Below are 23,320 nucleotides of genomic sequence, written 5' to 3'. Positions count from 1 at the left end.
CTCGCTCATGGCATCAGCTCGAGGGCGTCGCGGAAGAAGTCGACGCCGCCGAAATTGCCGGATTTCAAGGCCAGCCGCATGTCGGGGCCGGCAATGCTCTTCAGCACCGGAACGCCCGGCGCGATTTCGGGGCCGAGCTCGAAGGCGGTGAGGCCGAGCCGGTCGACCACCGCGCCCGAGGTCTCGCCCCCCGCGACGACGAGCCGGTGCACGCCGGCAGCGACGAGGCCGGCAGCGATCTCGGCGAAGGCCTGCTCGATCGCCCGCCCGACCGCCATGCCGCCATGGCTCTTCTGCAGGGACGTGACCACTTCCGGCGATGCCGTCGAGGCGATCAGCACCGCGCCGTCGGCAAGCCTCGCCTTCGCCCAGCCGAGCGCTTCAGTCACCGCTTCGGTTCCGGCCAGCACCGCTTCGGTGTCGAGCCGCAGCACCGGCATGATCGCGTCCGCCGCCGCCACCTGGCGCAGCGTCTGGGCCGAGCAGCTGCCGGATAGGCAAGCGGAAAAGCCGCCGAGCGCCGCGAAGGGTTTTGCGCCGGCCCGCTCTCCCGCGGGCGCCAACGCCCGGGCAAGGCCGAGGCCGAGGCCGGAGGCGCCGACGGAGAGCTTCTGACCGAGCGCCGCCTTGCCGATGGTCTCGAGATCCGCCTCGAACACGGCGTCGACGATGGCCGCGCCCTCGCCGCGCGCCGAAGCTTCTGCCAGCGCTGCCGCCACCGCTTCGGGGCCCTCAGCCACCGTTGCGAGGTCGACGAGGCCGACAGCCTGGGTAGACTGGCGCGCCAGCACCCTTCGCAGATCGCTGTCGCGCATCGGGTTGAGCGGATGGTCCTTCATCGGGCTCTCGGCCAGCGGGACGCCGAGCACGAAGAGGTTGCCGGCATAGACGGTGCGGCCGGTTTCCGGAAAGGCGGGGGTGACCAGCACCGCGGCGTCTCCCGTCCGCGCGCGCAGCGCGTCCATCACCTGGCCGATATTGCCGGCATCGGTGGAATCGAAGGTCGAGCAGACCTTGAAGAGAACATGACCCGCGCCTTGCGCGGCGATCCAGTCCTGCGCCGCCAGCGACAGCGCGACCGCCTCGGCGGCGGGGATCGAGCGGCTCTTCAGCGACACGACGACCGCATCGACGTCCGGCAGCACGAGGCCGGCCGCCGGCACGCCGATCGTCTGCACCGTCCGCAGGCCGTTCTTCGCCAGCGTATTGGCAAGGTCGGAGGCGCCGGTATAGTCGTCGGCGATGGCGCCGAGGCGGAGCGTCATGCCGTCGCTCCGCTGGCTTTGCGGGCAATGTCCAGCCAGCCGAGACCGTCGAGCGTCGCGCCCGCGGGCCGGTATTCGCAGCCGACGAAGCCGGTATAGCCGAGCCGGTCGAGCTCGGCGAAGACAGCCAGATCGTTCAGCTCGCCGGTCATCGGCTCGTGCCGCGCCGGAACGCTTGCGACCTGCACGTGGCCGATGATCGGCATCAGGTCCCGCAGGCCGACGATGACGTCGCCGTGCAGGATCTGGCAGTGGTAGATATCGAACTGCAACTTGAGGTTCGGCAACGCGAGTTCGCGGATCAACGCGGCGGCGGCACCGAAATCGTTGAGGAAATAGCCGGGCATGTCACGGCCGTTGATCGGCTCGAGCACGAGGTCGATCCCGGCTTCGCCAAGCCGTCCCGCGGTCCAGGCGACGGCGTCGCGATAAGCCGCGACGGCCTCGGGGTCGCGGGGATCGCCGAGGCCCGCCATCAGGTGCAGGCGCTTGACGCCGGTCGCCTCGGCATAGGCAAGCGCCGCCTCGACGCCCTCGCGCAGCTCGCCGGCCCGCTCCGGCAGGCAGGCGATGCCACGCTCGCCAGAGGCCCAATGGCCCGGCGGCAGGTTGAACAGCGCCTGCGTCAGGCCGTTGTCGGCGAGCTGCCGCCCGATCTCCTCGGCCGGATGGTCATAAGGAAACAGGAACTCGACGGCGTCGAAGCCCGCATCCGCCGCCGCCGCGAAACGGTCGAGGAACGGCACCTCGTTGAACATCATGGTGAGATTGGCGGCAAAGCGCGGCATCAGGCGGACTTTCCGGGCGCAGCGGCGGGAGACGTTGCCTGTAATGTGCCGGGCGCCTGTGAAGCGCCGGGCAAATCGACGCCGGCGAGCGCGGCATAGACGCGGGCGACCGATGCGTCGTCGTCGCGGCCCATGCCGGAGCCCGCAGCGGCAAGGAACATCTGCAGCGCTGCGGCCGAGATCGGCACCGGAAACCGCGCCTGGCGCGCCATGTCCTGGACGATGCCGAGATCCTTGACGAAGATGTCGACCGCGCTCTTCGGACGGTAGTCGCCGTCGAGGACATGCGGCATGCGGTCGGCGAACATCCAGGAATTGCCGGCCGAGGCGGTGATCACTTCGTAGACCTTGCCGAGGTCGAGGCCTTGCTTGGCGGCGAACGCGATCGCCTCGCAGGCGGCGGCGATGTGAACGCCCGCGAGCAGCTGGTTGATCATCTTGAACGCGGCCCCGGCGCCCGCGGCATCGCCGAGTTCGTAGACCTTGGCCGCCACGGCATCGAGGCCGGGCCGCGCCTTGTCGAAGGCGGCAGCGGAGCCCGAGGCCATCATCGTCAGCTCGCCCTTGGCCGCACGCACCGGCCCGCCCGACATCGGGGCGTCGAGGTAGAGCCGGCCGCTCGCCTCGAGCCTTGCGGCGAGGCGGCGGGCGATGTCGGGATCCATGGTGGCGGAGGAGACGAAGACCGCGCCCGCGTCCATCGCCTCGGCAATGCCGGCTTCAGTCCCGGCGACGCCGAACAGCAGCGCCTCGGTCTGGGCGGCGTTGACGACGACGCTGAACACCACGTCCGCACCCTGCACGGCTTCGGAAGCGCTGGCGGCGGCGGTGCCACCGGCACTGGCGAAGGCATCGAGGGCGGCGGGGGTGACGTCGAAGCCGGCGACGGCGTGGCCGGCGCGCAGCAGCGAGCTGGCCATGCCGATGCCCATCGAGCCGAGCCCGATGACGGCAAAACGCCTGCTGTGAACGGAAGGGTCCGTCGCCATGTTTCCTCCCCGCGGGGGAATTTATCCTCCCGCTCCCGATCGCCGTGAAGGCTTTTGCGGGTGCCGCTTTTTGCAAGCTTGCCTGACGCTAGCCGACCTTGGCAGCGCTGCCAACCCAAAACTGGCAGCGCTGCCAAATTTCCGAGACGCCGCCTCGAAACTGTGCAAGATCGGCCTGGGCATGCTCGCCCGGCAGGCGAACCTGCCGGCAAACCTGAACAGGCAGCACCGTGCAGTCAGAAGAGATGCGTATTCGCAAGGCACGCGGCGGGACGTCGGTGACCATCAGCGAGGTGGCGCGGCTCGCCGGCGTCAGCGAGAGCACGGTGTCGCGCGTGCTGCGCCAGCAGGGCGCTTCGTCGCAGAAGGTCCGCAACCGGGTGCGCGAGGCGGTCGAGACGCTCGGCTACGTGCCGAACCGGCTCGCCGGCACGCTGGCCTCCGCCGGCTCGACGCTGGTCGGCGTCGTCATCGCCTCGCTCGGCAATGTGGTGTTCCCCGATCTCCTGCGCGGCATCAGCCGGGTGCTCGATACCGCCGGCTACCAGCCGGTGATCGGCGTCACCGACTACGACATCGACCGCGAGGAAAAGCTCGTCGCCGCCATGCTCGCCTGGCGGCCGGCGGCGCTCGTCGTCACCGGCCTCGACCATTCGCCGCGGACCTCGGCCATGCTGCGCGGCGCGGGCGTGCGCGTCGCCGAGGTGCTGGATGTCGATGGCGAGGGGATCGACATCGTCGTCGGCTATTCCAACCGGGCCGCCGGCGAGGCGAGCGCGGAACTGCTGCTGCGCCGCGGCCACCGCCGTATCGGCTATGTCGGCCACGATCTGTCGCACGACCACCGCGCGGAGAAGCGCCGCGACAGTTTCCTGGCGAGCCTCGCGCGGGCCGGCGTGCCGCTGGTCGCCGAGACCATCATGCGCACGCCGTCCTCGATCGAGTCCGGCCGCGACGGCCTCGCTCTGCTGCTCGCGGAAAACCGCGATCTCGACGCGGTCTACTTCTCCAACGACGACATGGCGCTCGGCGGCCTGTTCCACTGCCTGTCGCACGGCATCGCCATTCCCGGCGACCTCGCGGTGATGGGCTATAACGGGCTCGACATCACCCGCCTCGCACCGCAGCCGCTGACGACGATTTTGACGCCGCGCACCCGCGTCGGCGAGGTTGCGGCCGAACTGTTGTTCGCCGGCGGACCGGCCGAGACGGTCGATCTCGGCTTCGAGCTGATCGAGGGCGCCACCGTATGAAAGGGATGGGATGACCGACGAAGCGCAGCTGCGGGACGAGATCGTTCGCACCGGGGCGCTGCTCTACGAGCGCCGGCTGGCGCATGGCAGCGCCGGCAATCTCTCGGTGCGGCTGGCGGACGGGTCAATCCTCGTCACCCCCACCAACTCCTCGCTCGGCCGGCTCGACCCCGGCCGCATCTCGAGGGTCGCGCCGGACGGCACGCTGCTCGCCGGCGACCCGCCGTCGAAGGAGGCGTTCTTCCACCTCGCGGTCTACAAGGTGAGGCCCAGCGCGGGAGCGATCGTGCATCTCCACTCCACCGCCTCGGTCGCCGTCTCCTGCCTCTGCCACGCCGATCCCTCGAACGTGCTGCCGCCGCTCACCGCCTATCACGTGATGAAGGTCGGCAAGCTGCCGCTCGTCCCGTACTTCCGGCCGGGCGACCGGGCGCTGGCGGCAGCGGTCGAGGCAGCCGCCCGGGATCACCACGCGCTGCTCCTCGCCAATCACGGTCCGATCGTCGCCGGCAAATCGCTGGAGGACGCGGTGCTGATCATGGAGGAGCTGGAGGAAACGGCGAAGATCTTCTTCCTTCTCGGCGACCGCAAGACCGCGCCGCTGACCTGCGAGGCCGTCGAGGACCTGGCAAGGGCTTTTCCAAGCTGAGCCAAGGCCGCCAACGGGCCGGGGAGGCTGTAGCCGCTGGCGTTCAGCCCTGTCTGCCGAAGGCGCGCTCCGCTTGCCCGACGCTCTCGGGCCGTCGCTCCGCGCGCTTGACGCCGAAGCCGTCGAGCATGATGGCGGTGAAGGTCGCGTTGGCGGGGCGGGCGAAGAAATAGCCCTGGCCAAGCGGGCAGCCGAGCCCGCGCAGATGCTCGGCTTCGGCGAGGTCCTCGATGCCCTCGGCGATCACGTCGAGCCGCAGCTTGCGGGCGAGGTCGATCAGCGCCTCGACGATCGGCCCGCTCGCGCGGTCCGTCAGCATGCCGTGGACGAAGGATTTGTCGATCTTGATGACGTCGACCGGCAGGCTGCGCAGGTGCGTCAGCGCGGCGTAGCCGGTGCCGAAATCGTCGAGCGCGACGCGCAGGCCGTCGCGGCGGAGATCGTCGACGGTCTGCACGACGGCGGCGTGCTTGTCGTCGAGGAAGATCGTCTCGGTCACCTCCAGCAGCACCTTGCCGAGCGGCACGTCGTGCCGGCCGAAGGCGTCCAGCAGCCGGCTCCGCAGGTCGCCGGCCCGAAAATCGGTGGCGGCGATGTTGATGCCGACATGGTCGATGGTCAGCCCGGCATCCAGCCAGCGCCGGATGTCGGCCGCCACTTGCGGCAGCATGGCGCTGGTAAGGTCGTGGCCGATGCGCGGGTCGGCCAGCGCTTCCTGGAAGTCGACGGCCGACACCACCGTGCCATCCGGCCCGATCATCCGCGCCAGCGCCTCGACCCCGGTGAGCCGGCAGGTGTCGAGCCGCACGATCGGCTGGTAGAACGGCACGATCCGCCCCTCCGCCAGCGCCTCGTCCACCTTCCGCACGATGGCTGTGCGGCGCACGATCGCCGCCCGCATGTCGTCGCGGAACTCGGCATAGCTGCCGCGGCCCCGCCGCTTGCTCTCGTAGAGCGCAAGGTCGGCCTTCTGCCGCAGCGTTGCCGGCGTGTCGCTGACGCTCGCGATGGCGCCGCCGATCGACACCTGCGGCGTGATCACCTGGTCCTCGACCCGCAGCTTCTCCCGCACCGCGGCGAGGATCGCTTGGCTGGTGGCCTCCAGCCGGCGCGGCGATACCGGTCGCTCGAACATCACCTTGAACTCGTCGCCGCCGATCCGCGCCACCAGGCAGTCCTCGCCGACCGCCCCGGTAATCCGCGTCGCCACGGTGCGCAACAGCACGTCGCCGGCTTCATGGCCGAGCGTGTCGTTGACCTCCTTCAGCCTGTCGACGTCGATCATCAGCATGCCGATCGCCTCGCCGCTTTCGATCGCGGCAGCCGATACCGCATCGCGCCGGCTGAAGATCCGGGTCAGGTTGAGCGCCGCATAGGCCCGGTTGGCGAGGCCGGTGAGCGCATCATGGTGCGCAATGTGCCACAGCGCCTGCTCCGAGGCGTGTTTTTGCGAAATGTCCTGGAGAATGCCGAACAGGCGGACGGGCACGCCGTCGACGCCATCGACGTCGCCGGCAATCCGAACCCATTTCTGCCCGCCCGCCGCGGTGGCGATCTCGAGCTCCTGGTTGAAGCCGCCGCCTTGCCGGACCGCCCGTTCGACCAGCGTGCCGAACAAGGCCCGGCTGGTTTCGGGAAAGATCGACAGCGCCCGGTCCCGCGTGATCGGCGTGCCGACCGGGATTTCGCAGATCCGGTAGAGTTCATCCGACCAGGTCACCGCTTCGGAGGCGAGGTCGAAGGCCCATCCGCCGACCCGTGCAAGTTCCTCGCTGCGTTCGAACTGGCGGCTGCGCGACAGGAGTTCGAGGCTCTCGGTCTCGGAGAGGTCGCGCCGGCTCTCGGCGCCGGATGAGCGTTGCAGCGTTTCGTGGGCGGCCCGGTCGTCCTCGATCAACGCCAGCGCCACGACCGCCAGTTCGCGCAGCATGTCGGCGTCTTCAGGCGACAGCTGCCGCGGTTCGGGGTCGAGCAGGCAGAGCGTGCCGACGGCCGGGCCGGCTCCGGAGGTCAGCGGCACGCCGGCATAGAAGCGGATGCCGAGCGCGCCGGCGACGAGGCTCGACCCAGCGAAGCGAGGATCCTGCCGCGCATCGTCGACCAGCATCACCCCGTCATGCCGGATCGCTTCGGTGCAAAAAGCCTGGTCGAGCGGGAAGCTCCCGGCGGAAACGCCGCTGACGGCGGCGAAGCGAACCTCCCGCTCCCCCACCAGCGTCACCCCGCAAATAGCCACGCCGAAACGGCGGCGCGTCGTGTCGACCAGGGCCTGGAGTGCCCGCGTCGGAACCTTGAAAAGGCTGGTCGGTCCGTGCGCCTCGGCCAGCCGGTCCATCTCGTCTTGGAATTGGAATGACACGGACGTCGCCTCGCCGATCGAATATCGGCCTACAATATAGCTGGCTACCGAATAAGGAAGCGTGAAATATAGGGGGGTGCATTTTGTGCCCGGAACCTCTCAACCGGAGCCCGCCGCAAGGGAAGGCATGCTTTGGAGGCGTCCTTGGGTGTCCGAAGCCCTCGGTGAGCCGTCCTAACTGCCGCTGGTCGAAGTAAGGCGCTTTATTCCAGTAAGTCAGACTGATCTTTTGCGCCTCTCCAGGCGCTAAAGGCCTGGAGAGGCTCCTGGGATAGCCGGTTGCCTCAGACAGAGCTTGCCGCGGCAACCTGCAGAGCTAAAGCGCCGTGCGTCCTTCCCGGCGCACGGCGCTCTAGTAGGTCGCCCGTCCGCCGGAAATGTCGAAGACGGCGCCGGTGGTGAAGGAGCACTCTTCGCTCGCAAGCCAGCAGACGAGGCTGGTCACCTCGTCGACCGTGCCGAAACGCCCGATCGGGATCTTCGACAGCATGAAGGCGATGTGCGCCTCGCTCATCTGGTCGAAGATCGCCGTCTTCACCGCGGCGGGGGTGACGGCGTTGACGGTGACGCCGTTGCCCGCGAGCTCCTTGCCGAGCGACTTGGTGAGGCCGATCACGGCGGCCTTGGAGGCGGAGTAGGCCGAGGCGTTGGGGTTGCCCTCCTTGCCGGCCACCGAGGCAATGTTGACGATCCGCCCGTAGCCGGCGGCCTTCATCACCGCGGCCACCGCCTTGTTGCAATGGAACAGGCCGTGCACGTTGACGTCGAACACCTGTCTCCAGGCGTCGACGGGATAGTCGATCAGCGTCGCGTTCGGCCCGGTGATGCCGGCGGAGGCGACGAGAATGTCGATGCCCCCGAGTTTCTCCGCCGTCTCGGCCGCGGCGCGCTCGACGGCCTGCCAGTCGGCGATGTCGAGGCCGACGGCGATGCCGCCGATCTCGGCCGCCGCCGCCGTCGCGCCCGCCGCATCGCGGTCCCAGATCGCCACCTGCGCGCCCTCTTCGGTCAGCCGTCCGGCAATGGCCCGGCCGATGCCGGAGGCGCCGCCGGTGACGATCGCCCCGCGGCCGGAAAAGCGCGCGGTCACGCGGCGGTCCCGGGGTAGACGCTCTCGAACGAGACGACGTCCTGGCGCTGCTCGCCGAGCTTGTCGATGCCGAGCGTCACGACGTCGCCGGCCTTGAGGTAGCGCGGCGGCTTCTGGCCCATGCCGACGCCGGGCGGAGTGCCGGTGGTGATCACGTCGCCGGGCTCCAGCGTCATGAAGCGGCTGACATAGGCGACGATGTGGGCGACGGTGAAGATCATCGTGGCGGTGGTGCCGGTCTGCTGGCGCACGCCGTTGACGTCGAGCCACATCGACAGCGCCTGCGGATCGCCGACCTCGTCCGAGGTCACCAGCCAGGGCCCGATCGGGCCGAACGTGTCGCAGCCCTTGCCCTTGTCCCAGGTGCCGCCGCGCTCGATCTGGAATTCCCGCTCGGAGACGTCGTGGATCAGCGCGTAGCCCGCCACATGCTTCAGCGCGTCGGCCTCGGCGACGTAGCGCGCGGTGGTGCCGATGACGACGCCGAGCTCGACCTCCCAGTCGGTCTTCAGCGAGTCCTTCGGCAGCATGACGTCGTCGTTCGGGCCGACGATGCAGCTCGTCGCCTTGGTGAACACCACCGGTTCGCTTGGCACCGGCAGCCCGGACTCCGCGGCATGGTCGGAGAAGTTGAGGCCGATGGCGATGAACTTGCGCACCCGCGCGACCGGGCAGCCGAGGCGCGTGCCTGCGGCGACCTCCGGCAAGGTCATGGGGTCGATCGCTGCGAGCCGGGCAAGGCCGTCGGCCGACAGCGCGGCGTCGTCGATATCGGCGACTACCCCCGACAGATCCCGAAGCGTGCCGTCATCGGCGAGAAGACCCGGACGTTCGGAGCCGAAAGGCCCGTGGCGCAGCAGTTTCATGCAGTATCTCCCAAACCCCCGAGGGCCCGTTGGGTGCTATCTCCCCGGACCCCAGCGTTTTTGAGTGATCGAATTCACCGGCATGGTCAATGCGTCGGCCGCCAACTTCTGGACTAGTAGCCCAGTTTTTTCGCGATAGCGCCAGCGGTTCTTGAAATGCTGGTCTGGCAAGGGGCCGCCTGGCCCCAGGCCCGCGTTCCTCTCGGGTCGATACGGCGGGGTTACATGTCGACCGGGACGGTCAGCGACAGCGTCTTGCCGCCGACACCGTCTGGCGGCGCGGGGATGGGGCTCGCGCGCCGCACCAGCGCGACGGCTTCCGCGTCGAACTCGGCATTGCCGGAAGACGAGGCGAGCCTTGCCGACAGCACGCTGCCGCGACGGTCGATGGTGACGGCCACCCGCGCGACGCCGCGCGTCCGCACCGCGACCTGGCGGCGGAATTTCCGGAAATGGCTGACCGCCTGGCGCTGCCACGACGCCGGCGAAACCCGGGGCGCGGCGGCGCTGTTGCTGGCGGCGGGCGCCCGCGAGGCCGGGGCAGCGGCGGCTGCCCGCGGCGTGGCGCGCTTCGGCGGCGGCGCGGCGGCCTTGCGCGGCCTCGGCTTTTCCGGCGCCTTCTCCGCCACCACGGGTCGCGGCCGCGGCGGCGTCGGGCGCGCCATCGGGATGGGGGCGTTGAGGATCGCGTCCGACGTCGTTTCCGCCGCCGGCAGGTCCGGCACGACCTCTTCCTCTACCGGCTCCGGCTCGGGCACGGGCGGCGGTTCCGGTTCGGGCGGCGGCTCGACGACCGGCGGTTCCGGCGGCGGGGGCTCGGCGATCGGCGGCTCGACCGGAGGCGGCGGCTCCACCGGCGGCGGCTCCACCACCGGGGGCTCAGGTTCCGGCGGGGCGGGTTCGGGCGGCGGCGGGGCAACCTCCGGCTCCGGCGGCGGCTGTTCGGCCTCGGGCGGTGCGACGGGCTGTGGCGGGGCCTCGGCGATTTCGGCTTCAGGCTCCGGCTCGGACGCCGGCGGCGGCGCCTCGACCTCGGCGACCAGAGGCTCGAGCTCGATCATCACGGCCTCGTTGACCGCGCCCTCGACGCCCTCCGGCTGCGGCATGGCGAGCGCCAGCCAGACGGCGCCGGCATAGGCGCCGGCGACGACGGTGGCGGCAAGACCCCAGCGCCAGAAGCCGTTGCCGGACGCCTCGATGGCGCGCGGGTCTCTGCCCTGGTTCATGGCGCCGTCGGACCGTCGGTGGCGTCCGCCGGCCCGGCCGCGGCGCCTTGCAGCGGCGCGCCCGGCACGCTGGTCGTCGGAGCGGAGGCGGCCTGGCCGGTGTCCTCGAGGCCGACAAGGCCGATCTTCAGGTAGCCGGCGCCCCGGAGCCCGTTCATCACTTCCATCAGGTCGGCATAGGCGACCTTGCCGTCGGCCCGGAGGTAGATGCGCTGCTCGCGGTCGCCCTCGGTGCGCGCATCGAGCGTCGCCTGCAGCGCTTCGCGCGAAACGGTATCGTTGCCGACCGACAGCGACAGGTCGTCCTTCACCGTCAGGAACAGCGGCTCCTCCGGCCGGGGCTGCGGCGCGGCGTTGGAGACCGGCAGGTCGACGGGGATGTCGACGGTTGAGAGCGGCGCGGCGACCATGAAGATGATCAGCAGCACCAGCACGACGTCGATGAAGGGGGTGACGTTGATGTCGGAGACTTCGCCGATGTCGTCGTCGCCGCTGTCCTTGAGGCTGATCCCCATGCTGCTACTCCGCCGCGTGCAGGCGGCGGGCGGCGGCCTTGACCTGGCCGTGCGCGCGCCGGTCGAGGTCGCGGCTGAGATGGCGCAGCACCTCGGCCGAGGCATCGGCGAGGACGGCCCGGTAGCCGGCGATGGCGCGGGCGAAGACGTTGTAGATGATGACCGCCGGGATCGCCGCCACGAGGCCGATCGCGGTGGCGAGCAGCGCCTCGGCGATGCCCGGCGCCACGACGGCAAGGTTGGTGGTGTTGGCCTTCGAGATGCCGATGAAGGCGTTCATAATGCCCCAGACCGTGCCGAACAGGCCGACGAACGGCGCGGTCGAGCCGATGGTGGCCAAAAGGCCGGTGCCGCGCTGCATCGCGCGGCCGGCGCGCGCCTCGATCCGGTGCAGGGCGATCTGCGTCCGCTCCTTGATGCCGTCGGCCGAGAGGTCGGGCGAGCGCTCCTCCTCGCGCAACGCGGCGTCGACGAGGGCGGCGACCGGGCCGCGTTTCGGCCATTTGCCACCTTTGCCGCCGCGCTCGACGGCGACGACCTCGCCAAGGCTCTCGGCCCGCTCGAGCCGGCGGACCGCGCGCTGCGCCCGGGTGCGGGCGCTGGCGAGTTCGATGCTTTTCGCCAGCCAGATCGTCCAGGTGACGAGCGAGGCGAAGGCGAGGCCGATCATCACCGCCTTCACGACGTAGTCGGCGGCCATGAACATGCCGTAGGGCGTCAGGTCGTGCGGCAGCGCCGCCGCCGGCCGCGCCGCTGGGGCGGCAACAGGCTCGGAAGCGACCGGAGCGGCGTCACCCGCAGGGGCCCCGTCATCGACAGCGCTGCCGTCGACCGTGCTGGATGTGCCGGCTGGGGCGGTCGGCGCCACAGGAGCCGTCGGCGCTTCGGCGGCCGGCGCGGCAGGCGTTGCAGGCAGCGTCGGCGCTGCGGCCGGGGCGTCCGCCTGCGGGGCCGATGGTGGCTGGATGGGCAGCTCCTGCGCGCCAGCGGCGGGGGCCAGCAGCAAGGCGAGGGCCAAGAGCCCGGTTCGCGTGAACAGCGGGGGAAGAGCGGTCATCTCAATCTTTCTCGGCAAGGGCCGGACGGGCTTTCTCAGCAAGGGCCGAATGGGCTTTCTCGGCAAGGCCAGCGAGGTTTCTTCGGCGAGGGCCGAGCGCAGTTTCGGGCCGTTGTCCGACGGGACAGCCCGCGGCGGAGATGCGACAGCCGCGAAAATTGGCGAAGCCAGCAGATCCGGCATGCCAGAGGCCCGGACCTCCGTCGAAATTGCTTGCTGCACCGTCTGCCCACCTCGCGGTCAATGGGGCCGGGCCTGCCGTCTTTCGGGAGAAGCGGAGGACGCCGGGGACCGGATATCGATTCCTGACCCGATTACTCAAGTTTCCATACGCACAATTGCCAGAGAATCCAAACCTGAATTCTTCATTGGAATTATTCCAGTTCACGCCGTGGAGGGCGAGGATAGCTTGTCTGGAGAGATTCTAACCTGGACGATGCTTGTCCAACACTATCGCCGTGTCGGCACCGTCTGCGCAAAGCCGGTATCGTCGGCCCGCCGCGATTCCGCCGCCGACCGACCATGACTGTCCGCTCACTCGGGGTCGCTGCAGTGCGCCCAGCGCTTCCGTGCAAACGGAAGGCCGCCGCCGGCCTCGGCTTCAGGACGCGTCGACCGTCAGATCCCGCGGCGCGGCGGCGGGGAAGGGGCCCATGCGCACCTGGTCTCGGCCGCCCGCCTTAGCGGCGTAGAGGTGATGGTCGGCGGCGACGAACAGGCGGTCATAGCTCGCCGGGCCGTGAAACGTCACGCCGCCGACGCTGACCGTCAGCGCGCGCGCGATGCCGTCATGCTGGAAGGCTTCGCTGCGGATGGCGAGGCGGATCCGTTCGGCCGCAGCCTCGGCCTGACGTGCGTCGGTACCTTGCAACAGCACCGCGAACTCCTCGCCGCCGATCCGGCCGACGAGGTCGGCCTCGCGCAGCGTGGCGCGGATCGCCTGGGCGATGATCTGCAGCGCGACGTCGCCGCGCTCATGGCCGAACTCGTCGTTGATCTGCTTGAAGTTGTCGGCATCGATGATCAGCAGCGCCGCGGTCGCATTCGCCCGGTCGGTGCGCGCGAGAAAAGTCTCGGCCAGCACGGTGAAGGCATGCCGGTTCAGGAGACGGGTCAGGCTGTCGGTGCTGGCGACAACGAGGAGCTCGGCATAGGCGATCGCCAGCTGCCGCATCTTGTAGGTCAGGAAGAACAGCAGCGGCCCGGCGAGTGCCGTCGGCAGCGCCACATCGATGAGCACGGCCCAGCGCAATTCGTCCGGCGTCATCCCGTCGAAGTTGACGGAATCGACGGCGATGGCCGCGAGCACGCAGAAGAGTGTCCCGAGCGTGGTCGCGGCGATCACCCGCGCCCAGCCCGTGGCCGCCCAGAAGGCCCGCCGCTCGGGCGTTCGTAGCTTCACGCCACGGTGTCCGGGTGTCCGGCTCTTGGCATCTGGAAACGCGGGCATGATGTGAGCGACGACATGAACAGCCTAAGGATTTCGTGCGATCCGCCGCAGGAAAACAGCGCAGGTGCCTCATAACCATTTAGCCAGCCAAAGGTTCATGGGCTGTTACGTCGGTCGGCTTGCCGAGAGGCAGCTGGACCGATCGGGCCCCGGATGCCTGCTGCACAAGGATGCGAACGGCAGGGGATGCGCCCCACTGCGGACCGCCCTCGCCACCACCCCCGCCCTGTGCTAAAGCCCGGGCTCGCATTGCACTGCAGCATCACGGCTTTCGCCTGCCTGCCGTCGCGCTCCGTATTTCCGACGTCCGGGCTGTTCCATGCTGCAGATCAACAATCTCGTCTTCAACGGCTGGGGCCGGAAGTTTTTCGACGATGCGAGCGTGCTCTTGCCGACCGGCGCGAAGGTCGGCCTCGTCGGCCGGAACGGCGTCGGCAAGTCGACCCTGTTCAAGCTGATCCTCGGATCGCTCGGGCCGGACGGCGGCGAGATCGCGCTGCCGAAGGCGGCCCGCATCGGCTCGGTCGACCAGGAGCATCCGGCGACGCCGATCACCCTCATCGAGACCATCCTCGAGGCCGATCTCGAGCGTGCCAGCCTCACCGCCGCGCTCGAGACCGCCGAGCCCGAGGAGATCGGCGACATCTACATGCGCCTGATCGACATCGATGCCGACGGCGCGCCGGCGCGGGCGGCTGAAATCCTCGTCGGCCTCGGCTTCTCCACCGCCGACCTCGACCGGCCGATGGCGGAGTTCTCCGGCGGCTGGCGCATGCGTGTGGCGCTGGCCTCCGCGCTGTTCTCGGCGCCCGACATGCTGCTCCTCGACGAGCCGACCAACTATCTCGATCTCGAAGGCGCGCTCTGGCTGGAGGCGCGGCTGAAGAAGTATCCGAACACCGCTTTGATCATCAGCCATGACCGCGAGCTCCTCAACAACTCGGTCGACCACATCCTGCACCTCTCGGAAAAGAAGCTCGACCTCTATACCGGCGGCTACGACGACTTCGAGAAGCGCCGGGCGGAAAACCAGCGGCTGGCGAGCTCCGCCAAGGCCAAGCAGGACGCCGAGCGCGCGCATCTGCAGAGCTTCGTCGATCGCTTCAAGGCGACCGCTTCCAAGGCGACGCAGGCGCAGTCGCGCGTCAAGCGCCTCGCCAAGATGCAGCCGGTCGGCCTCACCATTGAGGCGCAGGTTGCGCCTTTCACGCTGCCGTCCCCGAAGCGCCCGCTGGCGCCGCCGCTGATGCAGCTCGACAGCGTCGATGTCGGCTATGCCGGCGTGCCGGTGCTGCGCGACCTCAATCTCCGGCTGGACATCAACGACCGCATCGGCCTGCTCGGCGTCAACGGCGCGGGCAAGTCGACGTTCGCCAAGCTTGCCGCCGGGGCGCTGGCGCCGATGGCCGGGCGCATGCAGCGCGACCGGCGCGTCGAGGTCGGCTGGTTCCACCAGCACCAGATCGAGGCGCTGGACCCGAACGACACGCCGATGGACATCATCCGCCGCTCGCTGCCGGATGCCTCCGAGGCGCAGCGCCGCTCCAAGCTCGCGCAGTTCGGCTTCCACTTCGACAAGCAGGAGACGATCGTCGACTCGCTCTCGGGCGGCGAGCGCGCGCGCCTGCTCCTGAACCAGGTGGCGATGTCGGCGCCGCACCTCCTGATCCTCGACGAGCCGACCAACCATCTCGACATCGACAGTCGCCGGGCGCTGCTCGACGCGCTGAACGAATACGAGGGCGCCGTGATCCTCGTGACGCACGATCGTTCGCTGATGGAACTCGTCGCCGACCGTCTCTGGCTCGCCGCCGACGGCCATGTGAAACCGTTCGACGGCGACATGGACGACTACGCGAAATTCGTCCTCGACCGCACCAACAAGGGCCAGCGCGCCCCGAGCCAGGTGCGCGAAGGCAAGAAGCAGAAGCGCGCCCGAGGGTAGAGCTGCTTCTTCTCCCCTCCGGGGAGAAGGTCGCGGCAGCGGGATGAGGGGCGCGCAGCCCGGCGGCCTGTCGAGGTAGGTGCCTTGCCGCAGCCCCTCATCGGCCTGCCGGCCACTTCTCCCCGGAGGGGCGAAGACGGCAGGGTCGGCGTCGCGGCTCTTCCGCCGACCGCAGGCGCTCCGCCGCGTCGATTGTACCGCGCAATTCGTGCTTGACCTCTCCTCAAGAGCCAATCTGCCCCGAGCCAGATGCGCGCGAGGCCGACGCGCTTTCTTCTCCCCTCCGGGGAGAAGGTCGCGGCAGCGGGATGAGGGGAGCACAGCCCGGCTGCCTGCCGAGGTAGGCGCCGTGCCGCAGCCCCCTCATCGGCCTGCCGGCCACTTCTCCCCGAAGGGGCGAAGACGGCAGCTTTGGCGTCGCCACTCTTCCGCCCACCGCAGGCGCTACGCCGCGTCGGTCCGCCGTGCAGTTCGTGCTCGACCTCTCCCAAACCGTCAATCTGCGCTGTGCCAAATGCGCGCGAGGCCAACGCGCTTTCTTCTCCCCTCCGGGGAGAAGGTCGCGGCAGCGGGATGAGGGGAGCGCAGCCCGGCGGCCTGTCGAGGTAGGTGCCCTCCGGCCGCCCCCTCATCGGCCTGCCGGCCCCTTCTCCCCGGAGGGAGAAGACGGCAGCGTCGGCTTCGCGGCTCTCCCGCCGACCGCAGGCGCTAGGCGACGTCGGTGCGCAGGACGTAGTCGGCGGGCAGGCTTTCGCGGAGCACGAGGCGCATGTTGGGGAGGTCGTTGCCCTCCATCTTGGCGATCATCTCGGCGCCCGCGAGCCCGAACCCCTGCCAGCGCTCCGTCAGCCGCGCCTCCAGCACGGCCGGGTCGGCCGCGAGCGACACGGTGACGTCGAAGAGGTCCTTGAGGTCCCGCCAGCCCGGCGCGTCCAGCATTAGGTAGTTGCCCTCGACGACGATGATGCGGGTGTCGCCGGAGATGATGCGCCCGCCGGCGCGGGCGATCTCGATGGCGCGGTCGAAGACGGGCACCGCGATGTCGCTGCCGTCGTCCGCCTTCAGTCGGCGGATCATCGCCGCCAGTCCGCCGAGGTCGAAGGTGTGCGGCGCGCCCTTGCGGGGGCGGTCGCCGCGCGCGTTCAGCACGGCGTCGTCGAAGTGATAGCCGTCCATCGGCAGCAGGCCGGCAAGGCCCGGCGTCTCGCCGTTGAGGTGGTCGACCAGGTGCTCGCAGGTCGTGCTCTTGCCGACACCCGGCGGCCCGGCGACGGCGACGAGCAGGCGCTTCGACCGGTCGCTGGCCAAAAGCAGCGCGACCAGTGCGTCGATCGTCAGGGGCCGGCTCATGCGCGGCCACCCGCGCGATAAGTTGCCGAAGTCCCCGCGCCGACGCTTTCCTCTATCGCCTCGCAGTCCGCAAACACCCGGCCGACGCCGATGAGGATCGGCCGGTCGACGCCGATGCGGGCGACGATGGCGGCGAGCTCGGCGAGCGTGCCGGTGCCGCGCGTCTCGTCGTGCCGCGAGATGTTGGCGGCGACGGCGACGGGGGTTTCGGCGGCGAGGCCGTGCGCGATCAGCTCGGCGGCGATGCGCGGCGCCATCCGCCCGCCCATGTAGAAGATCGTGGTGGCATGGTCGTCGGCGAGCGCGCGCCAGTCGAGGCTGTCCGGCAGGTCGCCCTTCTGGGAATGGCCGGTGACGAAGCGCACCTGGGCCGCGCGGTCGCGGTGGGTCAGCGACACGCCGAAGCCGGCGGCCAGCGCCGAGGCCGCGGTGATGCCCGGCACGATCCTGACCGGGATCCCTTCCGCCTTCAGCGCCGCGATCTCCTCGCCCGCCCGGCCGAACACCGAGACGTCACCCGACTTCAGCCGCACCACGTGCTTGCCGGCCTTGGCGAACTGGATCATCAGCGCGTTGATGTCCTCCTGCCGGCAACTCTCGCGCGCCGCGCGCTTGCCGACCAGCATGCGCTTGGCTTCGCGCCGGGCAAGCTCCAGGATCTCGTCGGAGACGAGGTCGTCGAACAGGATCACATCGGCCGCCTGCAGCGCGCGCACCGCCTTCAGCGTGAGGAGCTCGGCCTCCCCGGGGCCGGCGCCGACCAGCGTCACGCGGCCGCCGACCTCGGGTGCGGCGGCGATCTCGGCGACGAGGCGGCGGATGTCGGCAGCGTCCGTCGCATCCGGCGCCTCGCGGGTGAAGGCTTTCACCGCAAAACGCTCCCAGAAGGCGCGGCGAAGCGGACCGGGCTCGAGCCGCGCCATCACCTCCGACCGAACGGCAGCGGCAAGGCCCGCCCAGCCGGCGAGCGCGCGGGGCAGCAGCGTCTCGATGCGGCGGCGGATCGCCTGGCCGAGGATGGGCGCCGCGCCATCGGTCGAGATGCCGATGACGGCAGGCGAACGGTTGACGATGGTGCCGAAGCGGAAGCTGCAGAAGTCCGGCTTGTCGACGACGTTGCAGGGAACGCCGGCGGCGCGCGCCGCACAGGCGAAGGCCTGCGCCTCGGCCTCGGTCTCGCAGTCGCCGACCGCGAGCGCGGCGAGCGCAAAACTGTCGAGCGCCCAGGGCCGGTCGAGATGGGTGATCGATCCGGCCGCCGGGCCACCGGCGAGCAGAACCGCCATCTCCTCGCCGATCTCGGCTTGCGGCGCGTAGAGCACGACGTCGGCCCCGGCCGCGGCGAGCAGCTCGGCCTTCCACGCCGCCCCGGCACCGCCGCCGGCCATGGCGACGCGCTTGCCCGCGAGATCGTAGAACACCGGCAGCACCGCCAGCGGCTCGATCCGCTGGCTGCGGGCGCGGGCATCTTCCTCGTCGCGGGCGACGGCGGCGAGCCGGGCGGGAATCATCTCGGACATCACGGTCTTTCCGGGCAGATCAGGCGAGCGGCAATGTCGTTCGTCGCCGGCGCGATGTCGAGGTCTGCTTTTGCCATTGCGCGGCGTCGCGGAGATTGTTCCTTCTCCGCCAAGCGCTTCGGCGTCAACCGGCCGGCTTGCGTGGCTCAGCCGTGATCGGCGGTGAAGCCGCAGGCCTTGATGCCGGCGACGGCGCAGATCTCGTCATTGTCCGAGGTGTCGCCGGTGATGCCGACGGCGCCGATCACCCGGCCCTCCTCGTCGCGCACCAGCACGCCGCCGGGCACCGGCACCAGCGAACCTTTGGCGAGCGCGTTCATCGCCTGGATAAAGAAAGGCTGGCTCTCGGCGCGGGTCTGCAGGGCGCGCGAGCCGATGCCCATCTGCACGGCGCCGTTCGCCTTGCCGATGGCGATCTCCGGCCGCATCGGGCTCGCCCCCGTCATCCGCTCCAGCGCCACCAGCGCGCCGCCGGCATCGAGAACGGCGACCGTCAGCGGCTTGAGGTTCAGCTCGGCGCCCTTGGCAAAGGCGGTCTGGATCATGGTGCGGGCGTGGTCGAGGGTGAGGGTCATCGTGGATCCTTGGCTGCGCCGGGGCATGGCCTGCGGCAGGAGAAGGCCCGATCCCGCCGGGCGTCCTCTCCGCGATAGAGGGTTTGCCGGCCACACCGCAAGCGCTGTTGTCGGCGGGGCCAGACGGCGCCGGGCGCTTGGGCTCCGCGCTATCCTCCGGGTGCCTGAACCCGCCTGTCCGCGGGGGAGCGGCAAGACGCCGTTTGCGCGATCGGATTGCGGCGGGCAAGGTCGCCGCCGGGAAAGCGCTGCGCGGCGCTTTGAACGAGCGGAGGCAGCGGATGCTGAGATGGATCGGATGGGCGGCGGTGCTGGCGCTGGCGGCAAGCCCTGCCGGGGCGCTCGAGCTGCCGCGGACCTGGCAGTCGCAGCATTTCGCCGGCAATCCGCTGGTCGGGACCCTCGCCGGCGCCGACGGCCGGCCGGTGGCGCTGGCAGCGCTCGAACAGGCGATCGCCGCGGCCCGCTACGTGCTGGTCGGCGAGACGCACGACAACCCGGACCATCACCTGATCCAGGCCGCCATCGTCGCCGATCTCGGCCCACGAGAACCCGCTGTGGTGTTCGAGATGATCACCGCCGACGAGGCCCCGGCGCTCGGCGCCTTCCTGGGCGATCCCAAGCGGACCGCCGCAGGGCTCGGCCCGGCCGTGCGGTGGAACGAGCGGGGCTGGCCGGACTATGCGATGTACCAGCCGGTTATCGAAGCAGCGCTCGGTGCGGGGCTGCAGATCCGGCCCGGCGACCTCGGCCGGGAGACCGTGCGCGCGATCGCCCGACAAGGCTTTGCAGCGCTCGGGCCGGGGGAGGCGGCGCGGCTCGGGCTGGACCGGACGATGCCCGAGGATGCCGCGGCAGCGCTGACCGATGAGCTCCGGGAGTCGCATTGCGGCATGCTGCCCGACGCGGCGCTGCCCGGCATGCTGAACGTCCAGCGGGCGCGCGATGCCGTGCTGGCCGACGCGATGATCGCGGCGGTAGCGCCGACGGGGGTGGCCGTGCTGGTCGCCGGCTCGGGGCATGCGCGGGCCGACCGCGGCGTGCCGGCTGCGATCCGCGCGCGCCAACCAGAACCAGGCGCGGCCGTGGTCGCGATCGGGCTCGTCGAGGTGACCAGCGCTTCGGCCCATCTTGCCGCCCTTGGCATCTCGCCTGAGACGCCGGCGCCCTACGATTTCATCCTGTTCACCCCGAAAGCCGACATCACCGATCCCTGCGAAGGCCTCGCGGAACAGCTGAAGGCGATGCCGAAAGCGCCGGCCGCCGGCGCCGAGTAACCGGCGAGGCAGCAAGGCGGCGAGGTCGGCTGGCTCAGACCGAACGGGTGATGCCGCCGTCGACGCGGATGTTCTGGCCGGTGATGTAGCCGGCGCCCTCTGAGGCGAGGAAGGCGATGGTGGCGGCGACCTCCGCGCTGTGGCCATAGCGCTGCATCGGAATGCGCTGCCGCCGCTCCTCGGTCTCCGGCAGGCTGTCGATGAAGCCGGGCAGGACGTTGTTCATCCGGATGTTCTCGGCCGCATATTTGTCGGCAAAGAGCTTGGTGAAGGCGGCAAGTCCGGCCCGGAAGACGCCGGAGGTCGGAAACAGCGGGTCGGGCTCGAAGGCCGCATAGGTCGAGATGTTGATGATCACGCCGCCGCCGCCCGCCTGGAGATGCGGGGTGACCAGCCGCGTCGGGCGGATGACGTTCATCAGGTAGACGTCGAGCCCGGTGTGCCAGTCCTCGTCGGTGAGGTCGAGGATGGGCGCGCGCGGTCCGTGGCCGGCGCTGTTGACGAGCACGTCGATCCGTCCCCAGCGGGCGAGGGTGGCGTCGACCAGCCGCTGCAGGTCCTCGTTGGAGCGGTTCGACCCGGTCACGCCGATGCCGCCGAGCTCGGCAGCCAGCGCCTCGCCCTTGCCGGAGGAGGAGAGGATCGCGACGCCGAAGCCATCGGCCGCCAACCGCCGTGCCGCCTCCGCGCCCATGCCGCTGCCGCCGGCGGTGATGATGGCAATCTTGGTGGGTGTCGTTTTATCCTGCGGCAACGGCACGCTCCACGGCTTCGGGTTCGTTCTCGATGATTTTGAGCAGCAGGCGGGATGGCATGTCGGGCGTTGACCTGTTCTGTTCCCAGTCCCGGATGCGGCCGCGGGTAAAGCCGTATTTCGCCGCAAACGCCTCCTGAGACATCTTCCGACGCTTGCGGATCGCCTTGACGTCGACCGAGGCAGGAATGTGCAGGTTGAAGGTATCGCGGTTGGCGGTTCCCTCGGCAAAGCCGATGGCATCCTCCAGACCGGCAGCGATCTTCTCGAAAGCGCTCATCGTCTCGTCTCCAGTTTTGCGACCTTCGCCCGGTGAGCCTCGACGAGGCGCTTGGTCAGGCCCGCCAGTGCATTCGCCTCGGCATCCGAAATGTTGTCTCTTTCGCCTTTGGCGAAAACCGTCAGCAGGAAGACCAGGATATCGGGGCCGGTGTAGAAGTAGATGATCCTGTAGCCCCCGCTTTTCCCTTCGCCGCGTCGGGCAACTCGAAATTTGCGGCATCCTCCCGTCCCGCGAAGCTCGGCACCACGGGTGGGATCCTCCGCCACCATTGTGACGATCGCGGATCGTATTGCCTCGGTGAGGCCGGAAGCCTTGGCAGCGGCGAGATAGGAAGGCGTTTCGACCACCGTCTGCATGATCTTCCTATACGGGACGACCAGATCTTGCGCAACAAAAACTACGGAATTCCCGTACTCTGCCCAGTTGATGCGTGCGTTCGCTGCCGTGTTGTCGGGGCCATGGCCTTCCCCCCCCGACGAAGCTATCTGACGATTCCTGCCCGGCCGTCTTGCTGTCTCACCCGCTGTCACGAGGCATTCACCCGCCCGTCAACCGGCTGTCACGCAAAACCGCTGTCTACGGCCCATCGCATTCGGCCGGAGATACCCCCATGACATCGATTCTCGCCCGCAGCATCGCGCTGCTGCTTCTCGGCGCATCCGCGGCCGGAGCCCAGTCGGCCGAGGTGCTGGAAGGGACCGCGTTCACCGCGACGCTCGCCGGCCAGGCCGTGCTGCCCGCCGCGACGACTGTTGCAGCCCCTGCCGACGCCCCGACCTTCCTCCGCCAAGCCGGCAAGTTCACGACGCCAGATCGCCTGCGCACCAGCGAGCTCGGCAAGGTGCCGGGCATGGACGGCAAGCGGCCGACCAACACCGGCCTGCCGGTCGACGGCCAGTCCGTCCAGGGCTTCTCGGGCATCCGCAAGATGGCGGACGGCACGTTCTGGAGCTTGTCCGACAACGGCTTCGGCTCCAAGGCGACGTCGAGCGATGCCATGCTGATGCTGCATCACCTCGCCATCGACTGGAAGGCCGGGACCGTCGACCGCAAGGAGACGATCTTTCTCAGCGATCCCGAAATGAAGGCGCCGTTCCCGATCACGCTGGAAGGCACCGACACGCGCTACCTCACCGGCGCAGACTTCGACGTCGAATCCATCCAGCCGGTGGCGGACGGGTTCTGGGTCGGCGAGGAGTTCGGCCCCTATCTCCTGAAGTTCGACACCGCGGGCCGGCTGCAGTCGGTGCACGCGACGAAGGTCGGCGAGACCAAGGTGATGTCGCCCGACAATGCCCTCGTGAAGCTGCCGGACAATCCGACCAAGCCGATGCCGGCGATAAACCTCAAGCGCTCGGGCGGGTTCGAGGGACTGGCGCTATCGCCGGACGGCACGCATCTCTATGGCCTGCTCGAGGGCGCGCTCTACACCGAGGGCAAGACGGCCACCACCGAGGACGGCCGCACCGGGCTCGAGATCATTGAGTTCGACGTCGCCAAGGGCGACTGGACCGGACGCTCCTGGCTCTACCCGTTGGCGCCCGGCGGCGAGGCGATCGGCGACTTCAACATGATCAGCGAGACCGAGGGCCTCGTCATCGAGCGCGACAACGGCGCCGGCCGTCCGACCGACGCCTGCAAGGGCGAGCCGGCCGCCGACTGCTTTGCGACGCCCGCCAAGCTGAAGCGGATCACCAAGATCGAGCTCACCGACGCGAACGCCGGCAAGGCGGCGCGGAAGATCGGCTATGTCGACCTCCTCGCGATCAAGGATCCGAACGGCCTCGCCAAGCAGGGCGGCAAGGACGGCGTCTACGACATGCCGTTCGTTACCATCGAGAACGTCGACCGCGTCGACGACACCCACATAATCGTCGGCAACGACAACAACTTCCCGTTCTCGGCCGGCCGCAACCTCGACAAGGTGGACGACAACGAGTTCGTGCTGCTGGAAGTCGGCGATTTCCTGAAAGCGGAGTAGGCCGTCGATCGGGGCGGCGCGAACTTACGCGCTGCCCCGATCGGATTGTGATGGCGCGATCATCGTCCACAGTCCGTTTGAAGTGCTTTCGGTTGCCATGGTAAGGTGCTGCTGGATCAGCGAGGCAC

21 protein-coding genes are annotated in these 23,320 nt (G+C 69.6%); 5 read left to right on the top strand and 16 right to left on the bottom strand.

The features are described from left to right. Positions 1 to 5: 5 nt before the first annotated feature. From otnK to ltnD, 3 genes are read right to left on the bottom strand one after another with little or no spacing between them, the layout of a single operon-like run. Positions 6 to 1,265, bottom strand: a complete 1,260-nt coding sequence (otnK, locus tag ACZL02_RS12700) for a 3-oxo-tetronate kinase (RefSeq protein WP_472939962.1) — start codon at positions 1,263 to 1,265, stop codon at positions 6 to 8. Next, positions 1,262 to 2,053 carry a 2-oxo-tetronate isomerase gene (gene otnI, locus ACZL02_RS12695; protein WP_472939961.1) on the bottom strand — a complete coding sequence of 264 codons (792 nt, stop codon included), beginning with the start codon at positions 2,051 to 2,053 and terminating at the stop codon, positions 1,262 to 1,264. Before otnI ends, otnK begins: the two co-directional genes overlap by 4 nt. Then, positions 2,053 to 3,042: an L-threonate dehydrogenase gene (ltnD, locus tag ACZL02_RS12690; RefSeq protein WP_472939960.1), complete on the bottom strand. Its 990-nt coding sequence runs from the start codon at positions 3,040 to 3,042 to the stop codon at positions 2,053 to 2,055. The genes otnI and ltnD overlap by 1 nt, the downstream gene beginning before the upstream one ends. 245 nt (positions 3,043 to 3,287) lie before the next feature. Here ltnD and ACZL02_RS12685 point away from each other — a divergent pair, with 245 nt between their 5' ends. Then, positions 3,288 to 4,295 carry a LacI family DNA-binding transcriptional regulator gene (locus ACZL02_RS12685; protein WP_472939959.1) on the top strand — a complete coding sequence of 336 codons (1,008 nt, stop codon included), beginning with the start codon at positions 3,288 to 3,290 and terminating at the stop codon, positions 4,293 to 4,295. A gap of 10 nt (positions 4,296 to 4,305) precedes the next feature. Continuing rightward, positions 4,306 to 4,944, top strand: a complete 639-nt coding sequence (gene otnC / locus ACZL02_RS12680) for a 3-oxo-tetronate 4-phosphate decarboxylase (protein WP_472939958.1) — start codon at positions 4,306 to 4,308, stop codon at positions 4,942 to 4,944. Between the two features lie 43 nt (positions 4,945 to 4,987). Here the strand turns inward: otnC and ACZL02_RS12675 are convergent, their stop codons facing one another. The 7 genes from ACZL02_RS12675 to ACZL02_RS12645 form a co-directional block, all read right to left on the bottom strand. Further along, complete coding sequence (locus ACZL02_RS12675; RefSeq protein ID WP_472939957.1) at positions 4,988 to 7,303, bottom strand: putative bifunctional diguanylate cyclase/phosphodiesterase; 2,316 nt, start codon at positions 7,301 to 7,303, stop codon at positions 4,988 to 4,990. 352 nt (positions 7,304 to 7,655) lie between these two features. Then, positions 7,656 to 8,393 carry an SDR family NAD(P)-dependent oxidoreductase gene (locus ACZL02_RS12670; protein WP_472939956.1) on the bottom strand — a complete coding sequence of 246 codons (738 nt, stop codon included), beginning with the start codon at positions 8,391 to 8,393 and terminating at the stop codon, positions 7,656 to 7,658. Next, complete coding sequence (locus tag ACZL02_RS12665) at positions 8,390 to 9,259, bottom strand: fumarylacetoacetate hydrolase family protein (protein ID WP_472939955.1); 870 nt, start codon at positions 9,257 to 9,259, stop codon at positions 8,390 to 8,392. Before ACZL02_RS12665 ends, ACZL02_RS12670 begins: the two co-directional genes overlap by 4 nt. 221 nt (positions 9,260 to 9,480) lie before the next feature. Continuing rightward, complete coding sequence (locus tag ACZL02_RS12660) at positions 9,481 to 10,485, bottom strand: energy transducer TonB family protein (protein ID WP_472939954.1); 1,005 nt, start codon at positions 10,483 to 10,485, stop codon at positions 9,481 to 9,483. After that, a complete protein-coding gene (exbD, locus tag ACZL02_RS12655; protein WP_472939953.1) occupies positions 10,482 to 11,000 on the bottom strand; it encodes a TonB system transport protein ExbD in 519 nt (172 codons plus the stop codon). Before exbD ends, ACZL02_RS12660 begins: the two co-directional genes overlap by 4 nt. A gap of 4 nt (positions 11,001 to 11,004) precedes the next feature. After that, entirely contained in the window at positions 11,005 to 12,057 is a 1,053-nt protein-coding gene (gene exbB / locus ACZL02_RS12650; protein WP_472939952.1) for a tonB-system energizer ExbB, read from the bottom strand. A gap of 601 nt (positions 12,058 to 12,658) precedes the next feature. Next, positions 12,659 to 13,459 (bottom strand): GGDEF domain-containing protein, encoded by an 801-nt coding sequence (locus ACZL02_RS12645; RefSeq protein WP_472939951.1) that lies wholly within the window; start codon positions 13,457 to 13,459, stop codon positions 12,659 to 12,661. A gap of 367 nt (positions 13,460 to 13,826) precedes the next feature. On the opposite strand from ACZL02_RS12645, the gene ACZL02_RS12640 reads away from it, so the two are divergent. Beyond that, the gene (locus ACZL02_RS12640; protein ID WP_472939950.1) at positions 13,827 to 15,452 is read left to right on the top strand and encodes an ABC-F family ATP-binding cassette domain-containing protein; all 1,626 of its coding nucleotides are present in this window, start codon (positions 13,827 to 13,829) and stop codon (positions 15,450 to 15,452) included. Between the two features lie 708 nt (positions 15,453 to 16,160). Here the strand turns inward: ACZL02_RS12640 and ACZL02_RS12635 are convergent. The 3 genes from ACZL02_RS12635 to ACZL02_RS12625 all read right to left on the bottom strand — a co-directional run bounded on the left by ACZL02_RS12635 (position 16,161) and on the right by ACZL02_RS12625 (position 18,897). Further along, positions 16,161 to 16,802 carry a nucleoside/nucleotide kinase family protein gene (locus ACZL02_RS12635; protein ID WP_472939949.1) on the bottom strand — a complete coding sequence of 214 codons (642 nt, stop codon included), beginning with the start codon at positions 16,800 to 16,802 and terminating at the stop codon, positions 16,161 to 16,163. Then, positions 16,799 to 18,322 carry a siroheme synthase CysG gene (gene cysG / locus ACZL02_RS12630; RefSeq protein WP_472939948.1) on the bottom strand — a complete coding sequence of 508 codons (1,524 nt, stop codon included), beginning with the start codon at positions 18,320 to 18,322 and terminating at the stop codon, positions 16,799 to 16,801. The genes ACZL02_RS12635 and cysG overlap by 4 nt, the downstream gene beginning before the upstream one ends. A 146-nt stretch (positions 18,323 to 18,468) precedes the next feature. Further along, the gene (locus ACZL02_RS12625; protein WP_472935727.1) at positions 18,469 to 18,897 is read right to left on the bottom strand and encodes a GlcG/HbpS family heme-binding protein; all 429 of its coding nucleotides are present in this window, start codon (positions 18,895 to 18,897) and stop codon (positions 18,469 to 18,471) included. A 281-nt stretch (positions 18,898 to 19,178) separates the two neighbouring features. Between ACZL02_RS12625 and ACZL02_RS12620 the strand changes: the two genes are divergently transcribed. Continuing rightward, positions 19,179 to 20,174 carry a ChaN family lipoprotein gene (locus tag ACZL02_RS12620; RefSeq protein WP_472939947.1) on the top strand — a complete coding sequence of 332 codons (996 nt, stop codon included), beginning with the start codon at positions 19,179 to 19,181 and terminating at the stop codon, positions 20,172 to 20,174. Between the two features lie 34 nt (positions 20,175 to 20,208). Here ACZL02_RS12620 and ACZL02_RS12615 read toward each other — a convergent pair whose 3' ends face one another. Genes ACZL02_RS12615 through ACZL02_RS12605 form a run of 3 tightly spaced genes read right to left on the bottom strand, consistent with a single transcriptional unit; the run spans position 20,209 to position 21,741 of the window. After that, a complete protein-coding gene (locus ACZL02_RS12615; RefSeq protein ID WP_472939946.1) occupies positions 20,209 to 20,928 on the bottom strand; it encodes an SDR family oxidoreductase in 720 nt (239 codons plus the stop codon). Further along, positions 20,915 to 21,208, bottom strand: coding sequence for a helix-turn-helix domain-containing protein (locus ACZL02_RS12610; RefSeq protein WP_472939945.1), 294 nt, complete (start codon positions 21,206 to 21,208; stop codon positions 20,915 to 20,917). Before ACZL02_RS12610 ends, ACZL02_RS12615 begins: the two co-directional genes overlap by 14 nt. Continuing rightward, positions 21,205 to 21,741 (bottom strand): type II toxin-antitoxin system RelE/ParE family toxin, encoded by a 537-nt coding sequence (locus tag ACZL02_RS12605; RefSeq protein ID WP_472939944.1) that lies wholly within the window; start codon positions 21,739 to 21,741, stop codon positions 21,205 to 21,207. The genes ACZL02_RS12610 and ACZL02_RS12605 overlap by 4 nt, the downstream gene beginning before the upstream one ends. Positions 21,742 to 21,821: 80 nt before the next feature. Between ACZL02_RS12605 and ACZL02_RS12600 the strand changes: the two genes are divergently transcribed. Next, positions 21,822 to 23,192: an esterase-like activity of phytase family protein gene (locus tag ACZL02_RS12600; RefSeq protein WP_472939943.1), complete on the top strand. Its 1,371-nt coding sequence runs from the start codon at positions 21,822 to 21,824 to the stop codon at positions 23,190 to 23,192. Positions 23,193 to 23,320 lie beyond the last annotated feature (128 nt).

It is taken from the genome of Mesocryomonas fontinalis (assembly GCF_055730125.2).
Note: the sequence above shows the minus strand (reverse complement) of the source record. Positions and strands in the feature narration are given on the sequence as shown.